The organism is Pseudarthrobacter sp. TRD_SC_9, from assembly GCF_055361265.1.
In genome coordinates, this window is sequence record NZ_CM143956.1 from 3703560 (window position 1) to 3724703 (window position 21144).

General features: G+C 64.0%; 26 protein-coding genes. 13 read left to right on the forward strand and 13 right to left on the reverse strand.

What is annotated here, in order from left to right; genetic code table 11:
- Positions 1 to 66: 66 nt before the first annotated feature.
- Entirely contained in the window at positions 67 to 1860 is a 1794-nt protein-coding gene (locus ACWA13_RS17325) for a glycoside hydrolase family 35 protein (RefSeq protein WP_463935571.1), read from the forward strand.
- Between the two features lie 74 nt (positions 1861 to 1934).
- Here ACWA13_RS17325 and ACWA13_RS17330 read toward each other — a convergent pair whose 3' ends face one another.
- Positions 1935 to 2660 carry a TetR/AcrR family transcriptional regulator gene (locus tag ACWA13_RS17330; protein WP_463935573.1) on the reverse strand — a complete coding sequence of 242 codons (726 nt, stop codon included), beginning with the start codon at positions 2658 to 2660 and terminating at the stop codon, positions 1935 to 1937.
- Positions 2661 to 2742: 82 nt separating this feature from the next.
- Between ACWA13_RS17330 and ACWA13_RS17335 the strand changes: the two genes are divergently transcribed.
- Positions 2743 to 3126: a VOC family protein gene (locus ACWA13_RS17335; protein WP_463935575.1), complete on the forward strand. Its 384-nt coding sequence runs from the start codon at positions 2743 to 2745 to the stop codon at positions 3124 to 3126.
- A gap of 79 nt (positions 3127 to 3205) precedes the next feature.
- Here ACWA13_RS17335 and ACWA13_RS17340 read toward each other — a convergent pair whose 3' ends face one another.
- The 4 genes from ACWA13_RS17340 to phnD are packed head-to-tail and all read right to left on the reverse strand — an operon-like array spanning position 3206 to position 6583.
- Positions 3206 to 3973 carry a tyrosine-protein phosphatase gene (locus tag ACWA13_RS17340; RefSeq protein ID WP_463935577.1) on the reverse strand — a complete coding sequence of 256 codons (768 nt, stop codon included), beginning with the start codon at positions 3971 to 3973 and terminating at the stop codon, positions 3206 to 3208.
- The gene (gene phnE / locus ACWA13_RS17345; protein ID WP_463935579.1) at positions 3970 to 4806 is read right to left on the reverse strand and encodes a phosphonate ABC transporter, permease protein PhnE; all 837 of its coding nucleotides are present in this window, start codon (positions 4804 to 4806) and stop codon (positions 3970 to 3972) included. The genes ACWA13_RS17340 and phnE overlap by 4 nt, the downstream gene beginning before the upstream one ends.
- The gene (locus ACWA13_RS17350) at positions 4787 to 5662 is read right to left on the reverse strand and encodes a phosphonate ABC transporter ATP-binding protein (RefSeq protein WP_463935581.1); all 876 of its coding nucleotides are present in this window, start codon (positions 5660 to 5662) and stop codon (positions 4787 to 4789) included. Before ACWA13_RS17350 ends, phnE begins: the two co-directional genes overlap by 20 nt.
- On the reverse strand, positions 5663 to 6583 hold the full coding sequence (phnD, locus tag ACWA13_RS17355) for a phosphate/phosphite/phosphonate ABC transporter substrate-binding protein (protein ID WP_463935583.1): 921 nt from the start codon (positions 6581 to 6583) through the stop codon (positions 5663 to 5665). It lies immediately after the preceding gene.
- Between the two features lie 210 nt (positions 6584 to 6793).
- On the opposite strand from phnD, the gene ACWA13_RS17360 reads away from it, so the two are divergent.
- Positions 6794 to 7411 carry a uracil-DNA glycosylase family protein gene (locus tag ACWA13_RS17360; RefSeq protein WP_463935585.1) on the forward strand — a complete coding sequence of 206 codons (618 nt, stop codon included), beginning with the start codon at positions 6794 to 6796 and terminating at the stop codon, positions 7409 to 7411.
- Here the strand turns inward: ACWA13_RS17360 and ACWA13_RS17365 are convergent.
- Positions 7408 to 7854 carry a hypothetical protein gene (locus ACWA13_RS17365; protein WP_463935586.1) on the reverse strand — a complete coding sequence of 149 codons (447 nt, stop codon included), beginning with the start codon at positions 7852 to 7854 and terminating at the stop codon, positions 7408 to 7410. The genes ACWA13_RS17360 and ACWA13_RS17365 overlap by 4 nt on opposite strands.
- 165 nt (positions 7855 to 8019) lie before the next feature.
- On the opposite strand from ACWA13_RS17365, the gene ACWA13_RS17370 reads away from it, so the two are divergent.
- The 3 genes from ACWA13_RS17370 to ACWA13_RS17380 all read left to right on the forward strand — a co-directional run bounded on the left by ACWA13_RS17370 (position 8020) and on the right by ACWA13_RS17380 (position 9254).
- Complete coding sequence (locus tag ACWA13_RS17370) at positions 8020 to 8502, forward strand: hypothetical protein (RefSeq protein WP_463935588.1); 483 nt, start codon at positions 8020 to 8022, stop codon at positions 8500 to 8502.
- 29 nt (positions 8503 to 8531) lie between these two features.
- Positions 8532 to 8771 carry a hypothetical protein gene (locus ACWA13_RS17375; protein WP_463935589.1) on the forward strand — a complete coding sequence of 80 codons (240 nt, stop codon included), beginning with the start codon at positions 8532 to 8534 and terminating at the stop codon, positions 8769 to 8771.
- Positions 8772 to 8888: 117 nt separating this feature from the next.
- Complete coding sequence (locus ACWA13_RS17380; RefSeq protein WP_463935591.1) at positions 8889 to 9254, forward strand: hypothetical protein; 366 nt, start codon at positions 8889 to 8891, stop codon at positions 9252 to 9254.
- A 28-nt stretch (positions 9255 to 9282) separates the two neighbouring features.
- On the opposite strand, the gene ACWA13_RS17385 is transcribed toward ACWA13_RS17380, so the two are convergent.
- The 5 genes from ACWA13_RS17385 to ACWA13_RS17405 form a co-directional block, all read right to left on the reverse strand.
- On the reverse strand, positions 9283 to 9462 hold the full coding sequence (locus ACWA13_RS17385; RefSeq protein ID WP_463935593.1) for a hypothetical protein: 180 nt from the start codon (positions 9460 to 9462) through the stop codon (positions 9283 to 9285).
- A gap of 93 nt (positions 9463 to 9555) precedes the next feature.
- A complete protein-coding gene (locus ACWA13_RS17390) occupies positions 9556 to 9906 on the reverse strand; it encodes a hypothetical protein (protein WP_463935595.1) in 351 nt (116 codons plus the stop codon).
- Positions 9907 to 9959: 53 nt separating this feature from the next.
- Positions 9960 to 10946, reverse strand: coding sequence for a prolyl aminopeptidase (gene pip / locus ACWA13_RS17395; RefSeq protein WP_463935596.1), 987 nt, complete (start codon positions 10944 to 10946; stop codon positions 9960 to 9962).
- Between the two features lie 2 nt (positions 10947 to 10948).
- Positions 10949 to 11332, reverse strand: a complete 384-nt coding sequence (locus tag ACWA13_RS17400) for a RidA family protein (RefSeq protein WP_463935597.1) — start codon at positions 11330 to 11332, stop codon at positions 10949 to 10951.
- Positions 11329 to 12195, reverse strand: coding sequence for a helix-turn-helix transcriptional regulator (locus ACWA13_RS17405; RefSeq protein WP_463935599.1), 867 nt, complete (start codon positions 12193 to 12195; stop codon positions 11329 to 11331). The genes ACWA13_RS17400 and ACWA13_RS17405 overlap by 4 nt, the downstream gene beginning before the upstream one ends.
- Before the next feature lie 137 nt (positions 12196 to 12332).
- Between ACWA13_RS17405 and ACWA13_RS17410 the strand changes: the two genes are divergently transcribed.
- Positions 12333 to 13847 carry an MFS transporter gene (locus tag ACWA13_RS17410; protein ID WP_463935601.1) on the forward strand — a complete coding sequence of 505 codons (1515 nt, stop codon included), beginning with the start codon at positions 12333 to 12335 and terminating at the stop codon, positions 13845 to 13847.
- Here the strand turns inward: ACWA13_RS17410 and ACWA13_RS17415 are convergent.
- Positions 13834 to 14289, reverse strand: a complete 456-nt coding sequence (locus tag ACWA13_RS17415) for a VOC family protein (RefSeq protein ID WP_463935603.1) — start codon at positions 14287 to 14289, stop codon at positions 13834 to 13836. The two genes, ACWA13_RS17410 and ACWA13_RS17415, sit on opposite strands and share 14 nt — an antisense overlap.
- 44 nt (positions 14290 to 14333) lie before the next feature.
- On the opposite strand from ACWA13_RS17415, the gene ACWA13_RS17420 reads away from it, so the two are divergent.
- Positions 14334 to 14747: a MerR family transcriptional regulator gene (locus tag ACWA13_RS17420; RefSeq protein ID WP_463935605.1), complete on the forward strand. Its 414-nt coding sequence runs from the start codon at positions 14334 to 14336 to the stop codon at positions 14745 to 14747.
- Positions 14748 to 14751: 4 nt separating this feature from the next.
- Here ACWA13_RS17420 and ACWA13_RS17425 read toward each other — a convergent pair whose 3' ends face one another.
- The gene (locus tag ACWA13_RS17425) at positions 14752 to 15213 is read right to left on the reverse strand and encodes a DUF3817 domain-containing protein (protein ID WP_463935607.1); all 462 of its coding nucleotides are present in this window, start codon (positions 15211 to 15213) and stop codon (positions 14752 to 14754) included.
- 98 nt (positions 15214 to 15311) lie between these two features.
- Here ACWA13_RS17425 and ACWA13_RS17430 point away from each other — a divergent pair, with 98 nt between their 5' ends.
- The 5 genes from ACWA13_RS17430 (at position 15312) to mmuM (ending at position 21130) form a co-directional block, all read left to right on the forward strand.
- Positions 15312 to 16028 carry a FadR/GntR family transcriptional regulator gene (locus ACWA13_RS17430; RefSeq protein ID WP_463935608.1) on the forward strand — a complete coding sequence of 239 codons (717 nt, stop codon included), beginning with the start codon at positions 15312 to 15314 and terminating at the stop codon, positions 16026 to 16028.
- A 49-nt stretch (positions 16029 to 16077) separates the two neighbouring features.
- On the forward strand, positions 16078 to 17136 hold the full coding sequence (locus ACWA13_RS17435) for an asparaginase (protein WP_463935610.1): 1059 nt from the start codon (positions 16078 to 16080) through the stop codon (positions 17134 to 17136).
- 7 nt (positions 17137 to 17143) lie between these two features.
- Entirely contained in the window at positions 17144 to 18574 is a 1431-nt protein-coding gene (locus ACWA13_RS17440; protein WP_463935611.1) for an aspartate ammonia-lyase, read from the forward strand.
- Positions 18575 to 18668: 94 nt separating this feature from the next.
- Positions 18669 to 20177 (forward strand): amino acid permease, encoded by a 1509-nt coding sequence (locus ACWA13_RS17445; RefSeq protein ID WP_463935613.1) that lies wholly within the window; start codon positions 18669 to 18671, stop codon positions 20175 to 20177.
- Positions 20178 to 20179: 2 nt separating this feature from the next.
- Positions 20180 to 21130, forward strand: a complete 951-nt coding sequence (gene mmuM, locus ACWA13_RS17450; RefSeq protein WP_463935614.1) for a homocysteine S-methyltransferase — start codon at positions 20180 to 20182, stop codon at positions 21128 to 21130.
- Positions 21131 to 21144: the final 14 nt, after the last annotated feature.

The window sequence follows — 21144 nt, forward strand, 5'->3', positions numbered from 1 at the left end:
AGACCTCTGGTTCAGCCCGGCGCGGCTATGATCGAGTCACCTGATCAAGCCGGACTTGGGAGACGCATGCCTGACCCCATCCTGACCCTTCGCGATTCAAAGATCTTCCGGGCCGGTGAACCGCACAGGATCCTCGCCGGAGCCATCCACTACTTCCGCGTCCACCCCTATCAGTGGCAGGACAGGCTCAGGAAGCTCAAGGCCATGGGCGCCAACACTGTTGATACGTATATCGCCTGGAACTTTCACCAGCCCGAGCGGGATGCCGATCCGGAGTTTGCGGGCTGGCGGGACATTGGACATTTCATCGACCTCGCCGCGGCGGAGGGGCTTGATGTGATCGCCAGGCCGGGCCCGTACATCTGCGCCGAGTGGGACAACGGCGGATTCCCCGCCTGGCTGACCGGCATCCCGGGAATCGGACTGCGTTGCTTGGACCCGGCCTACACTGCAGCCATTGAGGAGTGGTTTGATGTGCTGCTTCCCATCATCGCCAGCCGGCAGGCAGGCCAGGGCGGCCCGGTGATCGCAGTACAAATTGAGAACGAGTACGGCAGCTACGGTGACGACCAGAATTACCTCCGCTGGAACCGCGCGGCACTGGAAGACCGTGGCATCACGGAGCTGCTGTTTACTGCCGACGGCGGCACGGACTACTTCCTCGACGGCGGCGCCATGGAAGGCACCTGGGCCACTGCGACGCTGGGTAGCCGCGGCGACGAAGCGGTTGCCACCTGGCAGCGGCGCCGGCCCGGCGAACCCTTCTTCAACGTCGAGTTCTGGGGTGGCTGGTTCGATCACTGGGGCGAGAACCACACGGTCCGCGATGAGGCGGGGGCCGCCGTCGAAGTCCGGAAAATCCTGGACCTTGGAGGATCGGTGTGCCTGTACATGGCGCATGGCGGCACCAACTTCGGCCTGTGGTCCGGCAGCAACCACGACGGCACCAGGCTCCAGCCCACAGTCACCAGTTACGACTCGGACGCGCCGATTGCCGAGGACGGTGCGCTGACGCCGAAGTTCCACGCCATGCGGGCCGAATTCTTCCGCGCGCAGGGCCTCACCGAGCTCCCGCCGCTTCCCGCGCAGCTCACCAAGGGAACGGCGGTGCTGCCGGCCCGGACGCTTCCGGTCTCACCAGGCGCGGAACTGCTGGAACTAATGCGCCACGCGGGGAACCCGGTGGAGTCGGTCAAGCCGCTGTCCTTCGAGCAACTGGGGCTGGGGGCGGGTATGGTGCTCTACGCCGCCGACGCCGTGCTGCCCGGCCGCCCGGACAGGCCGGACGACACCCAGCTGCACCTGCCGGGCCTGACCGACCGTGCGTACATCTGGCTGGACGGTGTATATGCCGGTGTGCTGGATGACGTCACCGGTGCGGCCGGCCTTACTGTGACCGGGCATGGTGTCCCGGTCCGGCTGGAGATCCTCGTGGAGAACCAGGGACGGATCAACTACGGCCCCTTGACCGGGCACGGAAAGGGCCTCCTGGGCGGGGTGCTGGTCAACCAGCGCTACACCTTCAACTGGACCAACACACCGGTGGCACTCGCAGACTGGGGCATGGCGGAGCTGGCGCCGCTCCCTTCCGCCACTTTTGAGGCCGAAGGCCCGGCGGACGCCTACCTGGCACTGCCCGGCTTCACCAAGGGCTTCGTCTGGATCAACGAGTTCCTGCTGGGACGCTACTGGAACATCGGCCCGCAAGTGACCCTGTACATCCCGGCGCCGCTGGTGGTGGAGGGTACGAACAGCATTCACGTGCTGGAACTGGAGCAGGCCGGAACATCGATCGAGCTGCGCGCCCGGCATGATCTGGGTCCCGTCGGCTCCGGCCCCATTGCCGCCGCCGAACTGTAGCACCGGCCCCGGCCCGCCGCCGTCGAACGTTCCATAGTGGGTGCTACAGCAACGCCAGCACGACGGCGGTCGCGTCAGGCAGCGTCGGGGTGCTGGGCTGCAAGACCGTCCAAAATCACAGCGAGGCCAAACGTGTGGGCGGCACGGGACTCCGAGGCCGCACCTGTGGCCACGCCGGCGGCTGCGCCGATCCGGCCGCCGCGAGGGTAACGGGCCTCGATCCCCAGGGACGCCAGTTCGGCGCCTTCACGTTCCCACCACTGTTCTGGAGTCTCTTCGCGGCGTTCGACATGGGCAGCTTCGAAAGCCCGCGCGGACGAACGTACAAAATTCAACACAAGGGCAAGAGCCTGGTCCTTGGCTGCGTCTGTGAAGTCAAACGGTTCGACCGCACCGAGTTCTCGTTCGTACTTTCCGAGCGTTCCAGGCCCCAGGATGGCTCGTTCCGTTTCGACATGAGCCAGCCAGGGATGCTCCTCGAATAGCGCCAGGTTCTCGGCCGCTACCTGCTCGAGCATCAGCCGCCATGAACCGGACAACGGTGCGGACTTCATCTGCAGCCGACATTGGTCCACCATCAGGTCAAGCAGCTGCGCCTTGTTCTCAATGTAGCCATAGAGCGTCATCACGCCCACACCAAGTCGTTCCGCGACCATGCGCAGTGAGAGGTCTGCGAGTCCTTGTTCGTCTGCGCATGCAATTGCGGCAATGACAACCGCATCCAAAGTAGTAGTCGAAGGCCGCCCGACCCGACGCGGGGCCGGATGCGTGTTTCGCCACAACAGCTGGATAGTACTCATTTCACCCATCCCTCAAGCTTCTCAGGAATAGAAGCCGAACCATTGCGGTTACTATCCGTACAACATACGGAAAGGGTTGTGCATGCCTACTATATTCAGCGGTTTTGCCGTTTCACTCAATGTCTCAAAGCCGGAAGCCTCAGCAGCCTTCCTGGTCGAGCACTTCGGCTATGCAGTGGAGATGCAGGACGATGGCTTCGCTTCCCTCAAGCATCCCGACGGCGGCTCGAACATCATTTTCCTGCGCACCGGCCTTCCGACGTTCAAGCCGGCAGAGATTGCAGGGCCAGCCGGTGATGGGCTTCTGATCGTGCTCGTCGTCGAAGATCTGGACGCGTATCACGAGCAGCTGCTTTCCCAGGGCGTCGAAGTCGTCACTTCCCCGGAGACAGAGCCATGGGGTGAGCGGTTCGCCCAATACCGCGACCCAAACGGTCTCGTCGTGCAACTGGTCCAGTGGATGTGACCTGACGGCGGTGCGGGTCGGGAAAGTTTCTCCTGACCCGCGACACGCCGTCTGATTCGTAGCGGCCCACACGGACGAGTCAGGCGCCCAGCGCCCGTTCCCGCAGGCGCTGACTCAGCGCATCCGTGAGGCCTGCGGCGCGCAGCGGCACCAGCGGGTCCCCGTGTTGCTCAACCAAGCTGGACAGCAGCGCACGCATCGGCACATCAGAAAACTCCAAGCGCGTGGCCGCCTGTGCCATCGCGTCCAGATCCATGCCCAGCCGGGCCATGAGAGCCCCGATGACGGGCCGGATGCGGGCATGGATCGCGGCAGAGTTCTCACCGGTGCGCACGTAATCGGCAACGATGTCCTCGTGGGAAGCGCCGAGTACCAGCAGCAGTGAGGCCGCCAGCACGCCGGTACGGTCCTGGCCGGCGGCGCAGTGGAATGCGGAAGCGCCGGGCGTGTGCGCCATGATCCCGAGCGCACTGACAATGTTCACGGCAGCGCGGTCAAACATCCGCACATACATCTCCGCGAAAGCTGCCTGGTCGAAGCTCCCGCCGGGTGTGAGGTCATGATCGATGCTCGAGATGAACGGCAGGTGGTGATAGGTGACGGCGGTGTTGGCGAACGGACCGCGGCCGGTGAGGACGGTTTCATCCTTGGACCGCAGATCGATGATGGCGCTGAGGCCCTGGGCCACCAGCTGTGCGGCGGCGTCTTCGGTCACGTAGGACAGATCGTCCGTGCGGATCGCGAATCCGGGCTGGATCACGCCGCCCTCAATGGGGATGCCGGCGAGGTCCCGCAGGTTCACCGGGGCGCTGAGCTCAAGCCCGGGGATGGTGCTGATGATGGTCATGTGAGTCTCCGTCGGATAAGGGCGCTGCACTGATCGATGATCGTGACGAGCACTATGATGCTGAGCACGATCGCACTCAGATGGCCGTAGTTGTACATCCTCATGGCGGTGGTCAGCTCCAGGCCGATGCCGCCGGCACCCACGAGGCCAAGGATCGTGGCACCGCGGACGTTGCCTTCGAAAAGCAGGAGCGTGTAGGAGACCAGGAGGGGCGCCGCCTGTGGCAGCACGCCGTACTGGATTACCTGGCGCTTGGACGCCCCTACGGCTTCCATGGCGACGATGGGGCCGCGGTCTGCCGCCTCCATCGCCTCCGCGTAGACCTTGCCGATGGATCCGATCGAGCCGAGGGTCATGGCCAGGATGCCCGCGAACGGGCCCAGGCCGACGGCCGAGACGAACATCAGGGCGAAGACCAGGTCCGGGACGGAGCGGATCACGTTCATGATCCAGCGGGCTGGGTAGTACAGCCACTTGGGGGCAATGTTCGACGCCGCAGCAAACGCGACCAGGAGCGACAGGACCGCGCCCAGTACCGTGCCGACGATCGCCATCTGCAGGGTCTCGATCAGCAACTCAACGATGGTTCCGAACTTGGCGAAGTCCGGCGGGAAGAGGCGGGTCACGAATTCGGCCATGTTGATGGTGCCTTCGCCCAGCTTCACGAAGTTGAATTCCGCTCCGACGAACGACCACAACATGATGACGGCGGCAACGGGAACGCCGATCATAAACCGGGTCCGGGGAACGGTGAAGGCCTTCTCCAGGCGCTGGCGCTCCGTCTTGTCCAGCTGCGGCCTGGCCTGCTGGCGTTCAGGCGAGATGGTCGGCATGGTCGTCCTCCTCGTTCCGGTAAAGCGGGGCCAGCTTCGCGGCGTCGAGCTCGGCGGTGGGAGCCGAAACCAGCATCTCGCCGTGGCGGAGTCCCACGATGCGGTCGCTGTGCTGCAGCGCCAGGGGCAGGACGTGCAGGCTGACGAGCACCGGAATGCCGTCTTCCTTGGCGATTCCTCGCAGCAGCTCCAGTACCGAGTCGGCGAGCTTGGGGTCCAGGGAGGCCACCGGCTCATCGGCGAGGATGAGTTTGGGCTGCTGCATCAGGGCACGTGCAATGGCGACGCGCTGCTGTTGGCCGCCCGAAAGCGAGCGCGCGGGGTCATTCGCCTTGTGCGCTATGCCCACGCGATCCAACAGCTGCAGCGCCAGCTTCCGCTGCGCGCCGCCGAAGCCACCCACCAGGTTGATGGGTCCGGCACTGTGGAGGGCGCCGGTCAGCACATTGGTCAGCACGCTGAGCCGCGGGATGAGGTTGAACTGCTGGAAAACCTGCCCGACGTCGGCACGCAAGGTGCGCAGCTCACCCCGCCTCAGGTTGGTGGCATCATGGCCGGCAACGCGGACGGTGCCGGCGGTGATGGGAGCGAAACCGGTCAGGGACTTCATCAGCGTGGATTTGCCGGATCCCGAGGAACCCAGGAGTGCGACGACCTCGCCGGGGTACAGGTCCAGATCAACGCCGTCCAGGACCAGGGGCCCGCCACCGTACGCGACCTTCAGATCCCGCGCGGTGACGAGGGGAAGGTGCTGCCGGAGCTCTTCGGTGGTTGGAGAGGCCGGCTTGAGTGCCGTCGTCGGAATCGGTTCTGCAGCTTTGGCCATGGCGGCCGGCTTGAGCGTTGGGGCGTTCATCTAGCTCAGGTCCGAGATATCAACGTCGGCGACAGCGGCGATGTCCACGAACGGCTGGAAAACGTGCTTGCCCGGCTCGAGGATCGGCTCGCCCTTGGTCATTCCCTCGTAGAGTACGCCCAGCTTCTCGGCGTTCTTCTCGGCGAAGACCTTGGGGAGTGAGTCAAGCAGCAGGGCCCGCTTCTCTGCGGACATGCCCTGGCTGGCCAGGACGGTGACGGACACCGGCATGGGGATGCTCTCGCCGATCGAGCGGGTCTCACCTTCGTCGAACGGGAACATCTTGTTGCCCTGGCCGGCCATGGTGGGGAAGATCGTTGAGGTGCAGGCGACGTCGGCCTGGCCGGCTTCGAGGGCGATGAAGCTCATGTCGTGACCGCCGGCGAACAGCGAGGTGTAGCCGGTTTTGGGTTCCAGACCGGCCTCGTGGAGCATGTGCGTCGGCATGAAGTATCCGGAGCTGGAAGCGGGGTCCGCAAAGGCGACAACCGTCTCAGGCTTGATGTCCTTGAGAGCTTTGATGGGCGAATCGTCCAGGACCAGGCAGGTGGAGACAGGCTCCTTGCCGCCGGGCCAGGCGATCAGGGAGTCAACTTCGCCGGTGTTCACCGCGAGGGCGGACGGGAAGCCGCTCATGATGCCGATGTCCACATGGTTGTTGCGGATTGCCTCGATCACGGCGGTGTAGTCCGGTACGTCTATGACCTCCACCTCGCGGCCGGTTTCTGCCGCAACCAGTTCGGCGAAGGCGTCCACCGGGTTCACTGCATTGGGGTCGTCGGTGAGGGGCAGCGTGGCGAACTTGATGGGAACATCGGCGGCTTCGGCGTCAGCGGAGGCAGGACCGCCGGCGCAGCCGGTCAGGACGAGTATGGACGCAAGGCCGAGAATGCCTGCGGTGGGAGCGAGGGGGAAACGCATGGGGAAATCCTTTCGGGGCGAACGGGATACCCATACAAAACCTGCGTGAGGTGACACGCAATTACGAGAACGGCGTACTGCATATGGAACGCGAGGTGAACAATAGGTTCAGCGTGTTCTCGAAACTGCCCGTAAGCGCCCAGCCGCCCAAAAGCGTAGAGTTGCAAGAGACGCCTGAATCTGGATGCCCGTGCTGCTGAGGGAGAGACCATGACCATTGACTGGGATGAAAAGAAAACCCTGTTGCAGGAACCAAACATTGCGGCAGTGACCGCGCTCTGTGACGAGCTGATGGCACGCAAACCCGGTTCCGTTGTTCCGTACGTGGACCCGATCCACGATGAGGACGAGTGCCGGATCGTAAGCCTGCAGGTCAGCCCCGGCCGGGGAACCCTGTCAGGATTTGTCTCCCATTTCAACGATGACGAAGCCGCCCGCCGCGCTACCAGCATCTACGAGGCTGCCGAGCTGGACCCCCGTTACGTGATGCCGTGGCACGCCTACCCCTGGGTACGCGATCCCGAACTGCCTAGCGCCTTGAATGTCCAGGAAAAGACCGACGGCCTCCGCCCTTTCCGCCAGTTCCTGAAGATCAACTCGCGTGTTTCCGCGATTATTGCCCACGGCACGGATGCCTCGTCGTTCCTGACGCTCTTCGAGAAGACGTACCACTCCTCGCTGCGCAACAGCGGTATCAAGGTGTACAAGGCCAGCGCTTTGGGCGGCCGTGCGTTCGCCGTTTCGGAAACCAAGCAGGAAGAGCTCCTGGCCAAGAGCGTTGAGATCTACCGCGACGCCATGCAGCGCGCGGGCATCCAACACCTCTAGGGCGTCGAGCCGACAACAGTGCCGGGCAGGATCTCTGAGTCCTGCTGCAGGACTCCGCTCCCGGACAGGGACACTCCGCCCCGGATGCGCACCGCGTCCCCCACCACCAGGCGAGCGTTGTGCCGGTCGGCCAGCAACTGCACTCCCCCAGGCCCCACTTCGCAGTTGTTTCCCATCAAGACCATGCCGCCGGCGTCGACCATCACCGTGGTTCCGGAGTGGAAGACGTTTCCGCTGCCGATGAAGCACTGGCCCTGCCGGCAGGAAATCAACACATTCGGGTAGAAGGTGTTTCCCTCCCCGAGGATGACATTCCGCGAAATCAGGATCGAGAACGGGTCCAGGAAGGTGTTCTGGTGTGCCGCCTCCAGCAGTTCGGTGACGCTCAGATAGCCAGCTTCCAGCCGGGTCTTGTCGATGCTGCTGATTACCAGGTCAGGCATGGACTGCTCCAGATGTTTGATCAAGGGACAAATGGCCTAGGTTCCGATTATTGCGCACGGAACCGTTGAATAACCGTACGACGCCGGAGCTGCCGCCAGCTTCCAGGGGCCTCTGCGGCGGAGACTCCGGTTAGACTGCCCGGAACTGGGCCATTGGGGGGGAACATGAAACGTTCAGCGCAGGTAATCAACGTGGCGGGCCTGGCCGTCGTCATCATCTATGCAGCCCTGGGTGTCCTGAATATCGTTATCTGGAATCCGCTGGCTGCCATGCCGGATATGGAACTCCATGAGATCTACGCGGGCGTGGAAGCGGCGTCCGAATCCATGGGCCTCGAGGTTGTTTACGCTTTTGTGGTCGTGGGGACCGCGCTTGGAGTTGCTGCTGCCGTGACATTCCTCAGGCGTCGGAAGGACCCACCGGCAGTGGTTCTGGCTGTATACCTGACTATTCTTTGCCTCGGCGGGCCAGCATATTTTTGGGCGTCGTTCCCGTTCGGGATGGGGCTGGCGGACACCTTCGACATCGGCGGCGGGGACAAGACCGGAGTTGGCTTCCTGCTGCTGGGAGCCAGCGCAGCAGCCTCTCTGGCGCTGGTGCCGTTCCTCGCACGGCTGGTGTTCCGTCCTCGCCTGAAACTCCATTAGTAAGTAGACTTATCACTTCAAGCTGCAGGATGACCGGCGATAGCACTGGGATAACAGATATGGACGATCCACGGCAGACAGCAAGAATCCTTTTGGAGAAAAACGCCATCACCATGACAGGTCTCTGGATTAAGTACTGGGGAGAGGGTGGAAACGCTGAAGACTTCGAGTTTGACGCGTACGTCCACGAGGCGTTGGAGCCGCCACCATTCGAGCTCCGGATCATAGCCTGGGCTATGGAGGGCCTGGACGCCACCCCCCGCTCGTGATGCCCCCTATGCACGATGCCGCACAACACCGGAGGCAGTTCCCGCTCCGCAGCGTGGACGGGTTAGGGTGGCTGCAATAGCCGATTGGATGGGGGACCAATGAAATTTTGGCGATCAATGATGAGACTGCCGCAACCGCTAAAGGGCTGCCTTGTCGCCTACACGGTTGTGTTCGCAGCGGCGTTTGTATCCGTGCCCCTTACGGCGCTCCTGGGCCAGACACAGGTTGTGAACGTGATGCCTTGGATCCTGAGCGCTTTAGGCTTGTCCGCTGTCGTGCTTGGGTTTGTCCTGGTCTTCAACGTGCGCGGGTCCGCGCAGGCTTACGCGGGGGTTATGAAAGACTTAAAGCCCTTGGGAGTCGACTACTCCAAGTCGATCTTCTCCAAGCCTCTATTCATTAGATTCTTTGGCGGGATGTTCGCCTTCGTGGGGATCTGGTTCATAGTGGTTTCAACGGTCCTCGGTCCCCGGTTGGCCTGACAGAACCTACTGCGGAACGGCCAGGGGATTATTCCGTTCCGTTGTCCTGCGCTTCGAGGTGCTTTTCCATGGCTTCGAGGGCCTGGTTCCAGCGTGCTGTCAGGGCCTGTCTACTTAGCGGCTCGAACAGGCCGGTCAGTACTTTTTCAACTGCATCGTATGCGGCGTCTTTTGCCCGTTCCTGCGCCGCCGGGCTGTAGTAGTTCATGCCCTTTATTCGACACCGCGGCCTTAAAAGATGCCCCGCCCAAGGGAGACGGCAGCAAACACCGTCGCTGCCGTCCGAGTAGTCCCTGAGATTTTAACGATTGCCGTTATTGTCGGGCTGTGTACCCTTGTTTTCTGTGTCGGGGATGGCCTGGTTGGCTATCAAATCGACGCGGTCTGCCGCGGTCAGCCGGTCATCGTTTTGGATAGCGGCAACGTCGGCGCTGTCCACATCCCCACCAGCGGTCTTCCCGGTATCTGTCCGCGAGTCAGCGGAGTGGTGGCGGTCATCTTTGTGGTGCGCCTCATCGAGGTGCTGATCCAGTTTTTGCTCCGCTTCGCGCCGGCGTTGGCCAACGGTCCGCATCTGCTGGGTGCTTGGTGCAGCATGCCCGCGCTGGTGCGGGTTATGCTCGCGCGGGTCTTCATTGATTTCATCGCTCATATGGGCATGGTCTCACTAGAGTGGCTCTGCGGGAAGAGACAGACTTCGCCGGGCTAGGCGTCCAGTACACGATTCCACGACTCCCGGTCCTCCGGATCGGCGAACCTGTCTAATGCGTTCACCAACCGGTCCATGGTGTCGTCGCCACCGCCATGTGCGTCAGTTTCAACAATATCGAGCGTCGCCAAGGGCAATTTCCGTGCAATCTCATAGGCACTGCGTAACGGGGAGGCGATATCCAGCCTGCCCCGGAGGAGGTACGCAGGGATGGCGCTGAGCCGGTCCAGACGCCCCATGATGGCGTCATCTGCGAGGAAACCGTTGTTGCCGAAGTAGTGGGTGACGATCCTGCTGAACCCAAGGCGGAACCGCGGGTCCGCGAAGCGGGGGCTCGATTGCACCGGACCGCTGAGAGTGGCGATGCGGTCCTCCCAGGCACACCAGGCCTGTGCCGCTGCACCGCATACGGCAGGATCGTCCGAGATCAGCAACTCGTTGATTGCCGCCGCCACGTTTCCATCCCTGCGATTGACGGGAAGGGTTTCGAGCAGCTCGTCATACTCCTGTGGGTAGATTTCCCCCATGGTGTGCGTCAGCCAGGCAACGTCCCCTGCCCTGGTGGTGACCACAGCCCACAACACCAGCTCAGATACCTGACCGGGATGTTCCACGGCGTACCCAAGTCCCAGGGTGGAGCCCCAGGAGGCTCCAAATACCAGCCATTGCTCAATGGCAAGGTGTTTCCGCAGCCGCTCGATATCAGCCACCAGATGGGCCGTGGTGTTCCGGTCCAGCGCGGCGACGTCGTCGCCGGCATTTGGGAGGCTTCGGCCGCAACCCCTCTGGTCAAACAGCACAATTCGGTAAAGTCCAGGGTCGAAAAACTGACGCCACCAGGGAGAGGACCCCGATCCGGGGCCTCCGTGCAAAACAACGGCCGGTTTGCCCTCTGGGTTGCCACATACCTCCCAGTAGAGCTGGTGACCGTCACCGGTTTCCAGCATCCCTGAGTCGAAGGGTTCAATAAGTGGGTAGGGCATGATCAGCTCCGCATCGCAAGGACGGCGTCGATCTGAACCTTCGCGCCGAGCGGGAGCGCTGCAACCTGAATGGTGGTTCGCGCGGGAAAGGGAGCCGTGAGCCGCTCAGCATAGACGCGGTTGATCGCCGCGAAATCCTGGTAGTCCGTCAGGTAAACAGTTGTTCGAAGCACATCGGAGAATTCCAGCCCGACCTCGCTCAGCAGCGTCCCCAGGTTGGCCAACATGGCAACGCACTGTTCCGCGACGTCACCCGAGACCAAGGCACCGCTCTGCGGGTCCTGGCCGATAATTCCTGCCGTGTACCCTGTGCCTCCATGCTGGGTGAAGTGCGAAAAGGGTGCGGTGGACTGGTGAAGATTAGGACTGAAATACGCACCTGTCATTGCAGCCTCAGCCCGCCAGTGGGTATGTCCGCCGAGAGCCGGACGAGGGCAGCGGCGGAACCACTCCCCGGCTCTGCCGTGTAGGTCAGGATGCGGTGACCGGAATCATCCGGCATGGTGAGTACTTCGAACCCAAGCTCCAGGGATCCGACGTCGGGATGCAGCAGGGTTTTCTGTCCTGACATGCAGTTTTCCACGGGATGTTCCGCCCACATCGAGGCGAACTCCGGACTCTTCAGGGTGAGTTCACCCACCAAAGCCGCCAGCTCGGCGTCGTCCGCAAACCTTCCGGACAGCAACCGCAGGGAGGCGACGGCCCGCCCCGCCTCTGAGCGCCAGTGCGGGTAGAGGGCGCGGGTGGCGTCATTCAAAAAGAGCATCCGGGTCATGTTGGGGCGCCTGGATGGAGCCTCCGGCGCATTAAAGTCCTCGTGGGAGGCCACCAGGCGATGGCCGGCGGAGTTCCAGGCCAGGATTTCTGTGCGCTTGCCCAGTACCACGGCAGGGACAGCCATGGCGTCGACCAGTCGATTGGTTCCCGGGCGGACGTGGTCCGGCCTGCTCCGGGATGGCTTCGCGCCGCCGCGCCTGATGCCGGACAAATCGGCGAGGTGCTTCCGCTCCACATCTGTGAGCGCCAGCGCCCGGGCGAGTGAATCGATGACGGCGTCCGAAGCGTTGACGTGCTGCCCCTGTTCCAGGCGGGCATAGTACGTGACGCTCATTCCCGCCATCATGGCTACTTCTTCGCGCCTCAGGCCGGGGACGCGGCGGGTACCGTAGTCCATCAGTCCCACATCGCCGGGGCTCAGCGCAGCCCGCCGCTTGCGCAGGAAATCGCCCATGGCTGCCGGTTGGTTCATACCCCGAGTATTCACGACCCTCGCCGATTGTGGGTAGCACCGGCAGTGCTACCCACAACACGGCGTGGCTGTCCGGGCACTGGAGCGACAGGGTGGAAAGGAATCCATACCTGACCCGCTGAACGGACACTTCCCGAATGACAACACCTGACACCTCCCCGGACACCCGCGCGCTTCCTCCGGTTTCCACGCTGCCGGCCAGGATGACGGGCCGTCAGCGGCTGGTCATGATCCTGCTGCTGACCGCCAGCTTCACCCTCGCGGTGGATTTCTCCATCCTGAACGTCGCCCTCCCAAGGATCGGGACCGACGTCGGGCTGTCGCTGGAGCAGCTCCAATGGACGGCGACGTCGTTCGCCCTGTGTGCGGCGGGCTTTACGCTCTTCTTCGGCCGGGTGGCTGATCTCTTCGGGCGCAAGCGCCTCTTCGTCGCCGGGATGGCACTGCTGGGGATTGGTTCGCTGGTGGGCGGGCTCGCCACGACGCCGGAGGTCCTGCTGGCTGCCCGGGTGGCGCAAGGCCTTGCGACCGCGGCCGTCACCCCCGCGGCGTTGTCCCTGCTCACCACCTCATTCCCTGAGGGGCCCCTCCGCGATAAGGCACTGGGCCTGAACGGTTCCCTGATGGCTGCCGGGTTCACCGCCGGCGCCATCCTCGGGGGCCTCCTGACGGACCTGCTCTCCTGGCGCTGGGCCTTCTTCATCAATATCCCGGTGGCCCTGTTCGTCCTGGTCCTCGCACCGAAGTTGTTGACCGAAGCACCCCGGACAAAGAAGACGCGCCTGGATGTTCCCGGGGCACTGACCGTGACTCTTGCGCTCCTCCTGCTGGTCTTCGGCCTGACCACGGCGGGTGAACGGGGCTGGCTGGATCCCTTGGCCTGGGGATCGCTGGCCGGTGGGCTGGCGCTGCTTGCCGTTTTCGTCATCATTGAGAAGCGCACTTCCCACGCGCTGGTCCCGGTCGCCATCCTGCGCCGGAACAATATTGCTTGGGGAAACGTCGCAGGAATCCTGGCTTTTGCCACGGAGACGTCCCTGGTTTTTGTCCTCACGCTGTATCTGCAGCAGGTCCTGGGTTTCTCGCCTCTCGGAGCAGGGCTGGCCTTCGCCGTGCTGGGCGTCGGCACCGTGGTGGGCGGGCTGATCGCTCCCGGGATCGTGGGCAGATACGGCGCAAAAGCCACCATCGTGGGCGGCTTGGCGGTTCAGTCCGCAGCCACCGGGTCCCTGCTCCTGATCAACACCGGCCAGGCTTCGCTGGGCCTGGTTCTGCTGGCAACCTTCGTCGGCGGCGTTGCCAACCTGGCGGCGATTGTCGGCTTTATGATCACCGCCACCTCCGGGCTCTCCAACACTGAGCAGGGCCTCGCGACCGGCCTGACCACCATGAGCCAGCAGGTGGGCATCACCATGGGCATCCCAATCATGAGCAGCATCATCGCGGCGGTGCTTCTTCAACAAGGCGGCGATCGGAGTCCACAGGGAGTTCTGGACGCAGTACTGCCGGCCATCGGGGTCAACGCCCTGCTCTGCCTGGCGACGGCGGCCGCGGTTGCGCTGTTCCTCCGGGGGAAACGGCAGACGGCGGCACTCCAGGACGGAAGTGTGGCCCCCGCCGCCGACGGGGACGGTGGCCCTAGGGCTGTTTGAAGCCGGGCCGGGCGGTTCGTTCCTCCGCGTTCTCGAGTTCCTGGAAGAGCGTAATCTGAAGGCCCGCGGGAGCTGCAAGCCTGGAGTTGAGGGACTTCCAGGGAGTTTCCGTGGGTGCAGCGATCAGCGTTCCGCCTGCGTCCACGAGCTTCTGTGTGCAGGCCGCCGAATCCTCGACTTCAAAAGCCACCCGGATGCTGGGACTTCGCTTGCCATCAGCCTCCACTGCGTCAATCATCTTCACTTGTGCAGGGTTGGCAATTTCCAGAGTCGCGCGGCCGGCTTCCAGTATCGTGACGCGTGCATCTCCTTCTCCTTCGAAGGCTGCTTGCTCCGTCAATCCAAGGACGTCACGATAGAAGGCAACGGCGGCTTCATAATCCTCTGCCTCGACCACAAGGCGGAGTTGCTTCACGGGATGGTTTGAGTTCTTGTTCGTCATGTTTTTACCGTAGGACCTGACACCAATGTGAGGGGCAAATAACAGTGCGAATCGGTGAACTGGCAGCCGCGACGGGAGTCAGTCTCCGGTCCCTTCGCTACTACGAGGAACAGGGACTGCTGACGGCACATCGAACCGACTCAGGACAACGCACCTACACCGCCGATGCTGTACCTCGAGTCCTGCTCATTCAACGGCTCTTCAGCGCGGGCTTGTGCAGTTCCACGATGGCCGAGATCCTGCCATGCGTCACCGATCCAACTGTGCGGACCCAGGAGTTGCATGCGCGGCTTCTCAGGGAACGCGAACGCCTCAGCAGGGAACTGGCCGCCATCGATGCCGCCCGCAAGTCGTTGGACTCACTGATCCTCAGTGTCCGTGGACCGGCCAATACATCTGTTCCGGAACAGGAAGAAGCATCGCTCCGGCCTGGAAAAGCGGCGAGCCAGGCAAAATAGCGAGCTAGGCGAACCAAGTGCCGGGCGGGCCGGCCACCAGCAGCACACCGAAGACGACGGCGACGGCAGCCAGCGCGCTCACGCCGGCAACTATGGGCTTCCGGAGGACCCAGGCCTGGACTTTTTCCAGCACCCCGCGCGGCTGGTCACCGCCGGCGCCGAGCCGCCAACCGCCGTCGAGCATTCCCTGACGGTCCAGCCGGCGCTCCACCGGAACGGTGGCGTAGGGGATGAGGGTGGCGACCAACGCAACGGCACCCACCCGGCCCGGCCATTTCTGGTTCAGCCACACAAAGGACGCCACCACGGCGTAGCAGAGGAACACAAAGCCGTGGATACCGCCGCCGATCGAGACCGCCACGTCCGTCGTTTTGGTGACGTACTTCAGGAACATGCCGAGGAGCAGCAGGGTCCAGGTGATGGCTTCGGCGATGGCAAAGGTGCGGAACAGCGTGCGGGGAGACATGGAGGTCCTCAGTTGGGAAACGGGATCCCTTCGAGGCTACCGGATGAAAATATGCCCCACTTTGACATGCCCCTGTGACCCGTGCCATATTTTTAACCGTGAACCTGTCAGACAGCCGGACAGCAGGACAGCCTGCGGGTCCAAGCCATACGCCATTAACCCGGCTCAGCGCCGCCGAGGCAGTGTTCAACGCCGTCCGCCAGGACATCGAGTCCGGCCGGGTGGAGGTAGGCGCCAAACTGAGCTCCGAGGCAGCACTTGCTGCGCAGTACGGGGTGAGCCGTTCCGTGATCCGGGAGGCTCTCCGCTCCTGCACCGCCCTTGGCCTGACTGTCACCAAAACAGGCAAGGGAACATTCGTCGTCGCCAATAAGGTGGCAAACGATCTGGCACTTGGCCAGTACTCAGCGCGCGACCTCACCGAAGCCCGGCCGCACATCGAGGTCCCGGCGGCGGCACTTGCAGCCCTCCGCCGCAGCGATGAGGACCTCCAGGAGCTCAAGGACGTTGCCCAGGCCATGCTCCAGGAAAGTGACCCGGAATCCTGGGTACATCTTGATTCCACGTTCCACACGGCCATCGCCCGGGCCAGCGGAAACCGCGTGTTTGCCAGCGTGGTGGCGGACATCCGGGACGCCCTGGCACACCAGTCCGAAACCCTGAACCTGGTGGCAGACCGGCAGCATGCCTCTGACACTGAGCACCAGAAAATCCTCTCCGCGATCGAAGCCGGCAACCCGGAAGCCGCCGCGGCAGCCATGGCAAGCCACCTCGAAGCCGTCGGCGCTGCCGTCGACTCCATCCTGGACAGTTAGCCCCCGCCACAAGCGGACCCGCCCCTCCTGGACACCCCCTAAGGACCCCATGCCCTCCCCCGCGCCTGTCATCCTGCCCGCCCACGCCGGCCAACTCCCCGCGCACGCGCCGCTCGCAGTCGCCGTTCGTGATGGCCTCGCCGAAAGCATCCACTACGGTTCGGTCATCGCTACCGATCACGACGGCGGCACCCTCCTTAGTGCCGGCGATCCCCTTGCGCCGTTCTACCCGCGGTCCTCGCTCAAGCCGCTGCAGGCGGTCGCCATGGTGCGGGCGGGGCTGGACCTCCCCGCCGACCTGCTGGCCCTCACCGCAGCCAGCCACTCTGGCAGCGCCACCCACATTGACGGCACGCGCCGCATTCTGGAACTCCACGGCCTCACGCCTGACGCCCTGGAAAACAGCCTCGACCTGCCCTACGGCGTGGCTGAGCGCGAAGAATGGCTGCGTGCCGGCGGCACCGCGACCCAGCTCACTCAGAACTGTTCCGGCAAGCACGCCTCCATGGCCGCCACGTGTGTTATCAATGGCTGGCCGGTCAAGGGCTACCTGGATCCTGGCCACCCGCTGCAGCAGCTGGTCGCTGCCACGGTTGCCGAGCTCACCGGCGAGCAGCCCTTCGGGATCAGCACGGATGGCTGCGGTACTCCGCTGTTCGCCCTCACCTTGCGCGGCATGGCCACCGCTTTCGGAAAGATCGCCAAGGCCGCTTCCGACGCCGGGATCTCGGGGGCAGGCGAGGAGCCGCCGGCACTCACCGCGGAAGCCGTCGTCGGGCTGGCCATGAGCCGCCACCCGGAGATGGTTGCCGGCGAACGCCGGGACGTCACCGAACTGATGCGCCTGGTGCCCGGGGTGGTGGCGAAGGACGGCTTTGAAGCTGTCCAGCTGGTGGGACTCCCGGACGGCCGTGCCATCGCGGTGAAGATTTCCGACGGCGGCGACCGCGCGCGGATGCCCGTCACCGTCCGCGCACTGGGAGCGCTCGACGTCGACACCTCCACCCTCGGCTCCCTCGCCACCGCCCCAGTCCTGGGAGGCGGCCGCAACGTGGGCACCTTCCAGGCCCTCGATTTCCTGTCCACGCCCGTCAATGAAGCCCGCTAGGACCACCATGACAAACAGCTTCCCGACCATCGAAACCCCTGCGGCAGCGACGCGCTCCGAGCACGACCTGCTCGGTGACCGGGACATCCCCGCCACCGCATACTGGGGTGTCCACACGCTGCGGGCGGTGGAGAACTTCCCGATCACCGGCCAGCCGCTGTCCAGCAACATGCACCTGGTCCGCGGGCTCGCCGCCGTGAAACTCGCCGCGGCCCGCACCAACCGCGAACTCGGTCTCCTGGACGCCGAGCGCGGGGACGCCATCGAGCAGGCCTGCCAGGACGTGATGAACGGTGAACTCGCCGACCAGTTTGTGGTGGACGTGATCCAGGGCGGCGCCGGCACGTCCTCGAACATGAACGCGAACGAGGTCATCGCCAACCGCGCCCTCGAAATCCTGGGCCACCCCAAAGGCGACTACGCCCGCCTGCACCCCAACGACCACGTCAACCTGAGCCAGTCGACCAACGACGTCTACCCGACCGCCGTAAAACTGGGCACCATCTTCGCCGCCCGCGAACTCCTGGACGCCCTCACCGGACTCGAAGACGCGTTCGCTGCCAAGGCCTTGGAATTCCGCACCATCGTCAAGATGGGCCGCACCCAGCTCCAGGACGCCGTCCCCATGACCCTGGGCCAAGAGTTTGGCACCTACGCCGTCACCATCGGAGAAGACAAGCTGCGCCTAGCCGAAGCGGACCTCCTCATTCACGAAATCAACCTGGGCGCCACGGCGATCGGCACCGGTCTGAACGCGCCTCCTGGCTACGCCGAGGCAGCCTGCCGGCACCTGGCCGAAGTAACCGGCCTGCCCCTGGTCACCGCCGTCGACCTCATCGAAGCGACGCAGGACGTTGGCGCGTTCGTCCACCTCTCCGGCGTCCTGAAGCGCGTGGCCGTAAAACTCTCCAAGATCTGCAACGACCTCCGGCTCCTCTCCTCCGGACCACGCGCCGGACTCGGCGAAATAAACCTCCCGGCCGTGCAGTCAGGGTCCTCGATCATGCCCGGCAAGATCAACCCGGTGATCCCGGAAGTGGTCTCCCAGGTGGCTTATGAGGTGGTGGGCAATGACGTCACCATCACCATGGCCGCCGAGGCCGGGCAGCTCCAGCTCAACGCCTTCGAACCGATCATCGTCCACAGCCTCCACAAGAGCATCAGCCACCTCGAAGCGGCCTGCCGCACCCTTACGGCCCGCTGCGTCACCGGCATCACCGCCAACACCGAACACCTCCGCCTCACCGTGGAGCAGTCCATCGGCCTGGTCACCGCCCTGAATCCCCACCTGGGCTATGCCACCGCAACCGCCATCGCCCAAGAAGCACTCGCCACCGGCAAGGGCGTGGCCGAACTGGTCCTGGAACACGGACTGCTCACCGCACCACAACTCCAGGAACTCCTCAGCCCCGAACGCCTGGCCAACCTCAGCAAGTAACGGTGGTTGAGGTTGTCGAAACCGGGGTTTCGACAACCTCAACCACCGGACGCTCACGGTTTCGACAAGCCCAACCCCCAAAGGACATTCCCCCATGGCACAAACACCCATTACGGACCACACCGTTCCGCCCCAGGCACACGCCACCGAATCGGCGCTGCATGCCGAGGACAAGGGCTACCACAAGAACCTCAAGCCGCGGCAGATCCAGATGATCGCCATCGGCGGCGCCATTGGAACAGGGTTGTTCCTGGGCGCCGGCGGCCGGCTTAATGCAGCTGGCCCGTCGCTGGTCATCGCGTACGCTGTCTGCGGTTTCTTCGCGTTCCTCATCCTGCGTGCGCTCGGCGAACTGGTGCTGCACCGCCCGTCGTCGGGGTCCTTCGTCTCCTACGCCCGCGAGTTCTACGGCGAAAAGGCCGCGTTTGTGTCCGGCTGGTTCTACTGGATCAACTGGGCCACCACCACCATCGTGGACATCACCGCCGCCGCGCTCTACATGAATTTCTTCGGCAACTACATCCCCTGGATGGCCGCGGTCCCGCAGTGGGCCTGGGCCCTGATTGCCCTGCTGGTCGTCCTGGCACTGAATTTGGTGTCCGTGAAGGTCTTCGGCGAGATGGAGTTCTGGTTCGCCCTGATCAAGGTGGCCGCGCTGGTAGTCTTCCTCGTCGTCGGAACCTACTTCGTCATCTTCGGCACCCCGGTGGACGGCCAGCAGGTGGGCCTGAGCCTCATCTCGGACAACGGCGGCGTCTTCCCCAACGGCCTGCTTCCGATGATCATCCTGATGCAGGGTGTGCTGTTCGCTTACGCCTCCATTGAGCTGGTAGGCACCGCGGCCGGCGAAACCGAAAACCCGGAAAAGATCATGCCCAAGGCCATCAACTCCGTGGTGTTCCGCATCGCCGTCTTCTACGTCGGCTCGGTCATCCTGCTCGCCCTGCTGCTGCCGTACACGTCCTATGAAAAGGGTGTCAGCCCGTTCGTGACATTCTTCGGCTCCATCGGCATCCAGGGCGTGGACGTCATCATGAACCTGGTGGTGCTCACCGCCGCGCTGTCCTCGCTGAACGCCGGCCTGTACTCCACCGGCCGGATCCTGCGCTCCATGTCCGTCAACGGCTCCGCGCCCAAGTTCGCCTCGCGGATGAACAAGGCCGGCGTGCCCTACGGTGGAATTGCCATCACGGCCGGCGTCTCCCTGCTGGGTGTCCCGCTGAACTACCTGGTCCCCGCGCAGGCCTTCGAAATTGTCCTGAACGTGGCTTCCGTGGGCATCGTCATGACGTGGGCCACCATAGTTCTGTGCCAGATCCAGCTCAAGCGCTGGGCAGACAAGGGCTTCCTGGAGCGCCCGTCCTTCCGTATGTTCGGCGCCCCCTACACCGGCTACCTGTCGCTGCTGTTCCTGGCCGGTGTCCTGGTGATGGTGTTCATCGAATCGCCGCTCACCATGCTGGTCACCGCCGTCGCCTGCGCCTTGATGGTGTTTGGCTGGTACGCCTGCCGCGAGCGGATCCGGGAGATCGCCCAGGCCCGCGACGGCTTCACCGGCCTGGCCCCGGTGGTGGCAAACCCGCCGGCGGAGACGTTCAAGTAGCCATGTCCCGGAACACCGCCCTCTCCCGGCTCCTTGACGAACAGCAAAACCTGACGCTGGACGGCGCGCTGGCCACCGAGTTGGAGGCTCACGGCAGCAACCTCGATGACCCGCTGTGGTCAGCCAAGGTCCTGCTGGAGCAGCCCCAGCTGGTTAAGCGCGTGCATTTGGATTACTTCCGCGCCGGCGCCCAAGTGGCCCTTACCGCCAGTTACCAGGCCACGCCGCTGGGCTTTGCCCGTCGTGGAATCAGCGAGGCAGAGGCGCTGGACCTGGTGGCGTTGAGTGTCCGGCTGGCCGATGGAGCGCGCACGGAATACCTCGCCGAAAACCCCAACGCCGGGCCGCTGCTGATTGGGGGTTCCGTGGGCCCCTACGGGGCCTACCTGGCCGACGGGTCCGAGTACCGCGGCGACTATCACCTGGACCGGGCCGCGTTCCTCGATTTCCATCGGACGCGGATCGCCGCCCTGCTGGAGGCCGGCGTCGACTTCTTGGCCTGTGAAACGCTGCCTTCCCTACCGGAGGCCGAGGCGTTGCTGGAGCTGTTGGTGGAGTTCGACGTCGAGGCCTGGCTGTCCTTCACGCTCCGGGACGGCGGGCACATCAGCGACGGCACGCCATTGGGCGCAGTGGCCGAGTTGTGTGCCGCGGAGCCTCGGGTTGCTGCGCTCGGGGTGAACTGTGTGCCGCTGGAACTCGTGTCCCCCGCGCTAAGCACCCTGCGCCAGGCAACCGCTATTCCCCTGCTCGCCTACCCAAACTCCGGCGAAAGCTATGACGCCGTCACCAAGACCTGGGGTCCGGCGCCCACCGAAAACGATGTCATCAATGGCCAACCCCTCACCCTTGAACAGGGCGCCCCCATGTGGCGCGGACTCGGTGCACGGCTGCTGGGCGGCTGCTGCCGGACCACGCCCCGGGACATCGCTTCGCTCGCAGCGCTGAAATGAATCCGGCCTCAGGA

Coding starts and splice junctions, on each gene's coding strand:
- ACWA13_RS17325 (WP_463935571.1), top strand. CDS start 67: ATGCCTGACCCCATCCTGACCCTTCGCGATTCAAAGATCTTCCGGGCC.
- ACWA13_RS17330 (WP_463935573.1), bottom strand. CDS start 2,660: ATGAGTACTATCCAGCTGTTGTGGCGAAACACGCATCCGGCCCCGCGT.
- ACWA13_RS17335 (WP_463935575.1), top strand. CDS start 2,743: ATGCCTACTATATTCAGCGGTTTTGCCGTTTCACTCAATGTCTCAAAG.
- ACWA13_RS17340 (WP_463935577.1), bottom strand. CDS start 3,973: ATGACCATCATCAGCACCATCCCCGGGCTTGAGCTCAGCGCCCCGGTG.
- phnE (WP_463935579.1), bottom strand. CDS start 4,806: ATGCCGACCATCTCGCCTGAACGCCAGCAGGCCAGGCCGCAGCTGGAC.
- ACWA13_RS17350 (WP_463935581.1), bottom strand. CDS start 5,662: ATGAACGCCCCAACGCTCAAGCCGGCCGCCATGGCCAAAGCTGCAGAA.
- phnD (WP_463935583.1), bottom strand. CDS start 6,583: ATGCGTTTCCCCCTCGCTCCCACCGCAGGCATTCTCGGCCTTGCGTCC.
- ACWA13_RS17360 (WP_463935585.1), top strand. CDS start 6,794: ATGACCATTGACTGGGATGAAAAGAAAACCCTGTTGCAGGAACCAAAC.
- ACWA13_RS17365 (WP_463935586.1), bottom strand. CDS start 7,854: ATGCCTGACCTGGTAATCAGCAGCATCGACAAGACCCGGCTGGAAGCT.
- ACWA13_RS17370 (WP_463935588.1), top strand. CDS start 8,020: ATGAAACGTTCAGCGCAGGTAATCAACGTGGCGGGCCTGGCCGTCGTC.
- ACWA13_RS17375 (WP_463935589.1), top strand. CDS start 8,532: ATGACCGGCGATAGCACTGGGATAACAGATATGGACGATCCACGGCAG.
- ACWA13_RS17380 (WP_463935591.1), top strand. CDS start 8,889: ATGATGAGACTGCCGCAACCGCTAAAGGGCTGCCTTGTCGCCTACACG.
- ACWA13_RS17385 (WP_463935593.1), bottom strand. CDS start 9,462: ATGAACTACTACAGCCCGGCGGCGCAGGAACGGGCAAAAGACGCCGCA.
- ACWA13_RS17390 (WP_463935595.1), bottom strand. CDS start 9,906: ATGAGCGATGAAATCAATGAAGACCCGCGCGAGCATAACCCGCACCAG.
- pip (WP_463935596.1), bottom strand. CDS start 10,946: ATGCCCTACCCACTTATTGAACCCTTCGACTCAGGGATGCTGGAAACC.
- ACWA13_RS17400 (WP_463935597.1), bottom strand. CDS start 11,332: ATGACAGGTGCGTATTTCAGTCCTAATCTTCACCAGTCCACCGCACCC.
- ACWA13_RS17405 (WP_463935599.1), bottom strand. CDS start 12,195: ATGAACCAACCGGCAGCCATGGGCGATTTCCTGCGCAAGCGGCGGGCT.
- ACWA13_RS17410 (WP_463935601.1), top strand. CDS start 12,333: ATGACAACACCTGACACCTCCCCGGACACCCGCGCGCTTCCTCCGGTT.
- ACWA13_RS17415 (WP_463935603.1), bottom strand. CDS start 14,289: ATGACGAACAAGAACTCAAACCATCCCGTGAAGCAACTCCGCCTTGTG.
- ACWA13_RS17425 (WP_463935607.1), bottom strand. CDS start 15,213: ATGTCTCCCCGCACGCTGTTCCGCACCTTTGCCATCGCCGAAGCCATC.
- ACWA13_RS17435 (WP_463935610.1), top strand. CDS start 16,078: ATGCCCTCCCCCGCGCCTGTCATCCTGCCCGCCCACGCCGGCCAACTC.
- ACWA13_RS17440 (WP_463935611.1), top strand. CDS start 17,144: ATGACAAACAGCTTCCCGACCATCGAAACCCCTGCGGCAGCGACGCGC.
- ACWA13_RS17445 (WP_463935613.1), top strand. CDS start 18,669: ATGGCACAAACACCCATTACGGACCACACCGTTCCGCCCCAGGCACAC.
- mmuM (WP_463935614.1), top strand. CDS start 20,180: ATGTCCCGGAACACCGCCCTCTCCCGGCTCCTTGACGAACAGCAAAAC.